Here is a 6,000-nt window from a genome sequence, read left to right as displayed (position 1 = left end):
CTTATGAAGCAGATTCAGTCTGTAATTGATGCAGACAGCACAAATAAATAGAGGGTTTGAGAAATAAAAGGGAAAAACCATTTGCAGGTTTTTCCCTTTCTGTTCGTGATATAAAAGAAATGAAACAAAATCTATTACAATTCCTCTACATTCTCAACTACTTTTCCATCTCTCCAGATGCGCTCCAGATCATAAAACAGTCTGTCATCGCGGGAGAAAATGTGTACGATCAGATCGCCGTAATCCATCAGGATCCATCCGGCAGTCTGATAGCCCTCGATCTGACGGCACTCATGACCGGCTTTGCCGAGTTCTTCCTCTACATTATCTGCCATTGCCTTTACCTGGCTGGCGTTGCTTCCGTCTGCGATGACAAAGTAATCAGCCAGTACAGATACTCCATGAATATCAATGACGCGAATATCTTCGCCTTTTTTATCTTCCAGCGCCTTTACGGCAAGTTTGGTCAGCTCTTTTGCTTCCACGGGGATTATCCTCCTCATTATTTTATTTAAATCCTGTTTCAAAAGCAAGCAGCTCTTCTGCCTGCCCTTTTTATAACCTGTCGGACAGTTGTTACTGTTCACGCATACGTGCCCAGTAACGTCGGATACCGTTCACAACATCATGTTCACATCTTAATGTGTCTATTGATGAACATGACGTTCATGATAGTATTCCCAGGTCTGTTCGGTTGTATCATCCTCTGCCGTGCCCGTTTCCTTTAAATAATTGCGGGTGCTGTCCAGAATCTGATACAGCGCTTCGTCCAGATCTTCAAATGCAAGACGGCGGAGCTTCGGCAGATTTGGCGCCTTATCACGGCGCGGTTCGATGTAATCGGCTACGTACAGGATCTTGTCTAACAGGGACATCGCCGGTTTTCCGGTCGTATGGCAGGCGATTGCAGATAAGACCTCTGGATCGGTAATACCATACTTGTGTTCTGCCATCCATGCGCCTAATTTTGCATGAATCACAGCCGGAGCCCGCAGTTCACCTTCAGTCAGTTCAATGCCATGCTCCTGGCATTTGCAGATGATAGTCGCATCATCATAGCGCTTCGCACAGTCGTGGAGAAGTCCAGCCATCTCCGCCTGATCCAGATTGGCACTGTAACGCATAGCCAGAGCCATGCATGTGTATGAAACACCCAGCGTATGTTCATAGCGCATCGGGTTCAATTTCTTTTTCAAATGCTTCCGTATCTCTGTAATTCTTTCGTCCATTACACATTTACCTCCTGATACAAGCCGTGCTGTTCGATATATTGACAGACTTCCTTCGGCACCAGGGAACGAACGTCTGCTGCGTGTCCTGCCCGGAAAGCCGCGCGGATCTCCGCCGAAGCAACATCCATTTCACGGCAGTGAAGACGCAGAATATGCGCCTGATATTTCTGGGTTAAATAGGAAATCTGCTCATCCAGCGAACGATCCGCCTCCTCATGCTCTCTTGCTGCCGCCAAAAATGTGACGGCTGGAAGAACATATTCGGGATGATACCATTTTTCAATGTCCATAATTGAGTCCGCGCCCGCGATAAAGAAAAATTCCACATCCGGATATTCTTCTTTCAATAAGCGAAGCGTGTCTGCTGTGTAGGTATTTCCGCCGGTCCTGCGAAGTTCAAAATCAGACAGCTTAAAATAAGAATACGGCGCGATCGCAGCTGCAGTCATTGCCAAACGGTCCTTTGCCGCTGTGATCGTATGATCCTTTTTATGCGGCGGGATCCTGGAGGGCATATACCAGATGCAGTCAAGATCATATTCTTCATACGCCTGTCTTCCCAACATGATATGTCCATTATGGATCGGGTCAAATGTTCCCCCCATAATACCGATCTTTTTCATCGTCATCCGTATCCTTTCTGTCAGAGATTCATTCGCAGAATGCAGCCCCTTTATTTTGGCAGAACGATCTTACGTTTCTTCTCGTCCTTTGCCTCTTTATAAAGAACAATTTTCTTGCCGATTACCTGTACTACCTGTGCGTGGGTACGCTCAGCCAGAACGGCTGCCAGCTCATTGCCGTCATCGACGCAGTTCTTCAGAATATTCAGTTTAATTAACTCGCGGGCCTCCAGCGCCTCTGCCACAGCAGCGGTCAGTTCTGGTGTCAGGCTGGATTTGCCGATCTGGAAGATCGGATCCATGGTCATCGCGAGACCTTTTAAATAAGCTCTCTGTTTGCTTGTCATAAAATCTATCTCCTGTTAAAATTCAAACTCAGATCCAGTGTGGATTTCTGAGTTTGAAATATTGTAAATGTCAATTATTTATAGTAATCAAATTCAAGACCATACATACGAACTGTATCGCCCTCTTCGATGCCAGCCTCTTCCAGCTCAGCCAGAATACCGCTGTCCTTTAAGAATTTCTGGAAGAACTGGAAGCCCTTCTCAGAATCAAGGTTTGTGTAACCAAGCATCTTCTCGATCTTCGGTCCTTCTACCACATAAATACCATCTTCATTGCGTTCCACGGTATACGGAAGATTCTCGCCCTGATACTGGTACTCAAATTCTTTTTCGAAAATAACTGGCTTGCGGTCAACCGTTTTCAGCAGATCATTTACATGGTAAAGGAGCTCTTTTACACCCTGTCCGGTAACTGCAGAAATGGCAAATACCTGGATGCCTTCCGGCTCAAATTCGCGTTTTAAGCGCTCTACCGGGTCTTCCCAGTCCTCTTCGCCGGTATTGTAAATCGAATCTACCTTGTTGGCAGCAATCACCTGCGGACGCTCTAAAAGCGACGGATTATATGCTTTTAACTCCGCATTGATGGTACGGATATCTTCAACCGGATCACGTCCCTCGACGGATGCCGCATCCACAACATGAACGAGAACCTTGGTTCTCTCGATATGGCGCAGGAAATCATGTCCCAGACCTATTCCCTGGGAAGCACCCTCGATGAGCCCCGGAATATCTGCCATGACAAAGCCTTGTCCATCCTGCAGATCAACCACGCCAAGATGCGGGTTCAGCGTCGTGAAATGGTAATTGGCAATCTTCGGACGTGCATTGGAAACGCGTGAAAGCAAGGTCGATTTACCGACGTTCGGGAAACCAACCAGACCAACATCTGCGATTACCTTTAATTCCAGCTGTACCCAGAGTTCCTGTGCCGGCTGTCCCGGCTGTGCATACTTCGGAACCTGCATCGTCGAGGTCGCAAAGTGCATATTTCCAAGACCGCCCTTGCCACCTTTTAAAATCACTTCTCGGCGGTTCTCGCCGGACATATCCGCGATTACCTTACCGGATTCAAAATCCTTGATAACGGTTCCTTCCGGAACCTTGACAATCAGATCCTCGCCGTCTGCTCCGTGACAGCGGCGCTTTCCGCCCTGCTCTCCGTCGCCAGCCACATATTTGCGGACATGACGGAAATCGGTCAGGGTATTCAGTCCGTCGTCCACTTCAAAAATGACATCGCCGCCGCGACCGCCATCGCCGCCGTCCGGACCGCCAGCAGCTACGAAAAGTTCCCGGCGGAAGCTGACATGACCGTCACCGCCTTTTCCGGATCTGATATAAATTTTTGCACTGTCGGCAAACATAAATACCTCCTTCTGATCTGAAAAAAGCTCCATACAATCCGTATGGAGCTTCTTTATAATTATTCGTTAATTGTTCTCGGGTAAACAGAAACCTGCTTTTTGTCTCTGCCCTTTCTTTCAAACTTTACGACGCCGTCAACCATAGCGAATAATGTATCATCTCCACCGCGTCCTACGTTCACACCTGGATGAATCTTGGTTCCGCGCTGTCTGTAAAGAATGTTGCCAGCTAATACGAACTGTCCGTCTGCTCTCTTCGCACCAAGTCTCTTGGACTCAGAATCACGACCGTTCTTTGTGGAACCAACACCTTTTTTATGAGCGAATAACTGAAGGTTCATTTTAAACATGCGTTACACCTCCCTGAATCGAATTTTAATGTATTTATCTCCATAACTCTCCGCGATATCGGTAAGTCCAAGTATCAGCGAATCCATCAGGAGTTTTGATTCCGCACTTACAGTACCGGTAAAATGAAAAATAAACTGACCTGTCTTTTCATCCACACTGCCTTTAAAACCGTCATCGGTAAATTTCTCCACCGAATTAGCCATATTGACAGTCAGAACGGATACAGCCGCACAGACAATATCTTTGCCGTACTCATCATATCCAGCATGTCCCTTTACTTCCACTCCCGTGGTACATCCTTTGGAATCGGAGTATACGTCTACTTGAATCATTTCAATTAAGCGTTGATCTTTTCGATCTTAACTTCTGTAAAGAGCTGTCTGTGACCATTTTTCTTATGGTAGCCAGTTTTTCTCTTATACTTGTAAACGATAACTTTTTTGCCTTTGCCTTCTTTAACAACTGTTGCGGATACAGTAGCACCCTCTACAGTCGGGCATCCGATCTTCATCTCACCGTTGTTAACAGCCAGAACCTGATCGAAAGTAACAGCTTCACCTGCAGCAGCACCGAGTCTCTCAACTTTGATTACATCGCCCTCGGCAACCTTATACTGCTTACCACCTGTTGCAATAATCGCGTACATCTGATGGCACCTCCTATTATCATTACTCGCCAGCTATGGCGGCTTGCGCACTTTTAGCCTCGCTGTGCGGCACACTTAAGTATTCTAGCATCGGAATATGGATCTGTCAACGGTTTTTTCTTGAATTTGGGAGAAAATTTCAAACCAGTGTTACGGATAAAGCTGCTTTTTCCAAGTCCTCATAAGTACCACCAAATTGTTCAAGGGCTTGTTCCTTTGTTAGTATGCCTTTTTCAATCAGGTTTAAAAGTATTTTAGCCTCACCCTTTGCCTCACCAACCTTCTCCCCTTCTGCAAACTCCGCCTTCCGTATCAGCTCCGTTTCCCGTTTTTCATCATATTCGAAAATACACACCTCTATCGCCTCCGCTCGATTCTTCCTCAGAAACTCTGCCAATATATTTTCATCGATACATTCCGTCACAGCCTTTTCAACCGCTTGATTGATGTCTTTGTATTCAATCGCATACTGCCGTATTTTATGAACCAACAGCATATACTCTTTCAACAACCGGCAGGTTTCCAGGATCTCCAGATTTTTATCCAAATTGATATTTAAAACCTTCACAAGCAATTCCAGCTCAGGATGTTCTGTCTTCTGCATGAACGAATGTGACAATTTAAGCAGCCCCTCCGCCTCCCGCTCTTTTTCTCCATTGTAGAATACTACAAAATGCGGTGTCGGCAGTTCCACCAATGCCGATGCGTACAAGGTCTGGTTCCGGACCAGCATCTGGTACTCTTTTGCCACATAGAACAGAAAACGCAGTGGCATATTCGGATTCCATGTCGATTGATGTTCATATAAGTTTAACTGCATATCCAGCAAAAATGCCTGATCGTTTTTCATATTCATATATACAGCATTTTTCAGCGTCACAATCTCCAATTCTTTCGGATCTGTATAATGTGAATGATTCACTGCATTGTACAGGCTCAGCAGATTCTCCCTTGTGCTGAACAACATCCGAAACAGCGTGTCCTTGTGATTTCTCCTCGCCCTCGTTAAATTCCCCATAATTCCCCTTTCTGACAGGAGAATCTGGCTTTTCTGAGAATCTCCTGCTCTTTCGTATTGCCAAGTTGGATAAGCATAAGATTTCTCAGATTAATAATATAGAATATAAGATTGCTTGAATTGCAGATAAAGAAATATATATGCTTGATGAGTTAAATGTAACATATCTGGTCCTGATATGCAAGCAAGAATTTTGCAACTATTTATTCTGTAAATACGCACAAACATATAACGGGTGTATTTCCTGTATGTGAAATGATACATACAATATGGCTAAAAGCGATTCTATATATTTGTGCAAAAATATAGAACCACATAGTACAAAAAGAGCAGAGGGATATATTTTTATATTTTACAACACATAAAACCATATCGCTCTGCCCTCATTATAAAAATTTATAACATGTTTGGATTCA

Annotated in this window: 9 protein-coding genes; all 9 read right to left on the bottom strand. The window is 45.0% G+C overall.

What is annotated here, in order from left to right:
- Positions 1 to 134: 134 nt before the first annotated feature.
- The 9 genes from rsfS to PUQ60_RS00720 all read right to left on the bottom strand — a co-directional run bounded on the left by rsfS (position 135) and on the right by PUQ60_RS00720 (position 5,584).
- Positions 135 to 503, bottom strand: a complete 369-nt coding sequence (gene rsfS / locus PUQ60_RS00760) for a ribosome silencing factor (protein ID WP_106999903.1) — start codon at positions 501 to 503, stop codon at positions 135 to 137.
- A 144-nt stretch (positions 504 to 647) separates the two neighbouring features.
- Complete coding sequence (gene yqeK, locus PUQ60_RS00755; protein ID WP_022359429.1) at positions 648 to 1,229, bottom strand: bis(5'-nucleosyl)-tetraphosphatase (symmetrical) YqeK; 582 nt, start codon at positions 1,227 to 1,229, stop codon at positions 648 to 650.
- Positions 1,229 to 1,855, bottom strand: coding sequence for a nicotinate-nucleotide adenylyltransferase (nadD, locus tag PUQ60_RS00750; RefSeq protein WP_273381395.1), 627 nt, complete (start codon positions 1,853 to 1,855; stop codon positions 1,229 to 1,231). Before nadD ends, yqeK begins: the two co-directional genes overlap by 1 nt.
- A gap of 50 nt (positions 1,856 to 1,905) precedes the next feature.
- The gene (yhbY, locus tag PUQ60_RS00745; RefSeq protein WP_022359431.1) at positions 1,906 to 2,202 is read right to left on the bottom strand and encodes a ribosome assembly RNA-binding protein YhbY; all 297 of its coding nucleotides are present in this window, start codon (positions 2,200 to 2,202) and stop codon (positions 1,906 to 1,908) included.
- A 74-nt stretch (positions 2,203 to 2,276) separates the two neighbouring features.
- The gene (gene obgE / locus PUQ60_RS00740; RefSeq protein ID WP_106999904.1) at positions 2,277 to 3,569 is read right to left on the bottom strand and encodes a GTPase ObgE; all 1,293 of its coding nucleotides are present in this window, start codon (positions 3,567 to 3,569) and stop codon (positions 2,277 to 2,279) included.
- Between the two features lie 59 nt (positions 3,570 to 3,628).
- The gene (gene rpmA / locus PUQ60_RS00735; RefSeq protein WP_022359433.1) at positions 3,629 to 3,919 is read right to left on the bottom strand and encodes a 50S ribosomal protein L27; all 291 of its coding nucleotides are present in this window, start codon (positions 3,917 to 3,919) and stop codon (positions 3,629 to 3,631) included.
- 3 nt (positions 3,920 to 3,922) lie between these two features.
- Positions 3,923 to 4,252, bottom strand: a complete 330-nt coding sequence (locus PUQ60_RS00730) for a ribosomal-processing cysteine protease Prp (RefSeq protein WP_022359434.1) — start codon at positions 4,250 to 4,252, stop codon at positions 3,923 to 3,925.
- A 5-nt stretch (positions 4,253 to 4,257) separates the two neighbouring features.
- The gene (rplU, locus tag PUQ60_RS00725) at positions 4,258 to 4,566 is read right to left on the bottom strand and encodes a 50S ribosomal protein L21 (protein ID WP_106999905.1); all 309 of its coding nucleotides are present in this window, start codon (positions 4,564 to 4,566) and stop codon (positions 4,258 to 4,260) included.
- Positions 4,567 to 4,705: 139 nt separating this feature from the next.
- Complete coding sequence (locus PUQ60_RS00720) at positions 4,706 to 5,584, bottom strand: transposase (RefSeq protein ID WP_273401116.1); 879 nt, start codon at positions 5,582 to 5,584, stop codon at positions 4,706 to 4,708.
- Between the last annotated feature and the right edge of the window lie 416 nt (positions 5,585 to 6,000).

The sequence above is a fragment of the Clostridium sp. AF02-29 genome (assembly GCF_934835585.1).
GTDB classification, from domain to species: Bacteria; Bacillota; Clostridia; order Lachnospirales; family Lachnospiraceae; genus Otoolea; species Otoolea fessa.
Note: the sequence above shows the minus strand (reverse complement) of the source record. Positions and strands in the feature narration are given on the sequence as shown.